This is a genomic window from Streptomyces sp. NPDC048506 (assembly GCF_040651315.1).
Taxonomy (GTDB): Bacteria; Actinomycetota; Actinomycetes; order Streptomycetales; family Streptomycetaceae; genus Streptomyces.
On record NZ_JBEZIX010000131.1, the window covers coordinates 1 to 1,427 of the forward strand.

Consider the following 1,427-nt stretch of genomic DNA (forward strand, 5'->3'; position numbering starts at 1 on the left):
GGTTGCGTCCAGGGAAGTGGTGTAGGGGTTCGACCTGATCCGGGGGTTTGCTCCGGCTTCTGGCTGATGCCCGCATAGATGAACGGCCACCGGCTGATCTTCGAGATGTCGAAGCTCGAAGGAGATCAGCACGATGACCGCACCTGACAGTGTGCCCCTGCACGCCCTCGCCGAGGACAACCTCGCCGCGGCGAGTCCCGATCTGCTGCGCGCGATGGTCAAGACGTTCGCCGACGCGCTCATGTCCGCCGAGGCCGACGCCCTCTGCAACGCCGAATACGGCCAGGTCAGCGATGAACGTGTCAACCATCGCAACGGCTACCGCCCACGCGAGTGGGACACCAGGGCCGGCACCGTCGAACTGGCCATCCCCAAGCTCCGCCAGGGCAGTTACTTCCCGCACTGGCTCCTCGAACGGCGCCGCCGGGCCGAACAAGCCCTCATCTCGGTCGTCGCCACCGCCTACCTGCTCGGCGTCTCCACCCGCCGGGTCGAAAAGCTCGCCGAGTCCCTCGGGGTCACCCAGCTGTCGAAGTCCCAGGTCAGCGCGATGGCAAAGCATCTGGACGAGCAGGTCGCCGCCTTCCGTAACCGGCCCCTGGACCAGGGCCCCTATGCGTTCGTCTGGGTGGATGCGCTGACCCAGAAGGTCCGTGAGGGCGGCCGGATCATCAACGTCCACGCACTGATCGCCGTCGGGGTCAACGCCGACGGGCACCGCGAGATCCTCGGCATCGACGTCGCCACCGCCGAGGACGGCGCTGGCTGGCTCGCTTTCCTGCGCTCCCTGACCGCCCGCGGCCTGTCCGGCATCCAGCTGGTCGTCTCCGACGCCCACACCGGCCTGGTCGCCGCGATCGGCGCCGTCCTGCCCGGAGCGTCGTGGCAACGATGCCGCACGCACTACGCCCGCAATCTGCTCAGCCAGGTTCCGAAGTCGGCCCAGCCCTGGGTGGCCACGCTGCTACGGACCGTCTTCGAACAGCCCGACACGACGGCCGTCCAGGCCCAGATGCGGCAGGTCCTGGACGCGTTGGAGGCCAAGTTCCCCAAAGCCGCGGCCCACTTGGATGCCGCCCAGCACGACCTGCTGGCGTTCACCGCCTTCCCACGTGAGATCTGGCGGCAGATCTGGTCGAACAATCCGCAGGAGCGGTTGAACAAGGAAATCAGGCGCCGCACCGACGTGGTCGGCATCTTCCCCGACCGCACTGCCGTGATCCGCCTGGTCGGCGCGGTCCTGGCCGAGCAGAACGACGAGTGGACCGAGGCCCGCCGCTACATGGGACTCGACCTGCTCGCCAAGGCCCGCCTCCACCCGATCGAGTCACAAACCGACGAGACCACCCTGCCCACCGAACTCACCGCATAGCCTCAAAACGAGATCACCGAGTGGCCGTCGATACACCACTCCAGCGGACGTGACC

The 1,427-nt window shown here is 67.5% G+C and carries 1 protein-coding gene; it reads left to right on the forward strand.

All coding sequences use genetic code 11. The features are described from left to right. The first annotated feature begins 133 nt into the window (after positions 1-133). Positions 134-1,372 (forward strand): IS256 family transposase, encoded by a 1,239-nt coding sequence (locus AB0C96_RS43050; RefSeq protein ID WP_362925758.1) that lies wholly within the window; start codon positions 134-136, stop codon positions 1,370-1,372. Positions 1,373-1,427: the final 55 nt, after the last annotated feature.

Coding starts and splice junctions, on each gene's coding strand:
- AB0C96_RS43050 (WP_362925758.1), top strand. CDS start 134: ATGACCGCACCTGACAGTGTGCCCCTGCACGCCCTCGCCGAGGACAAC.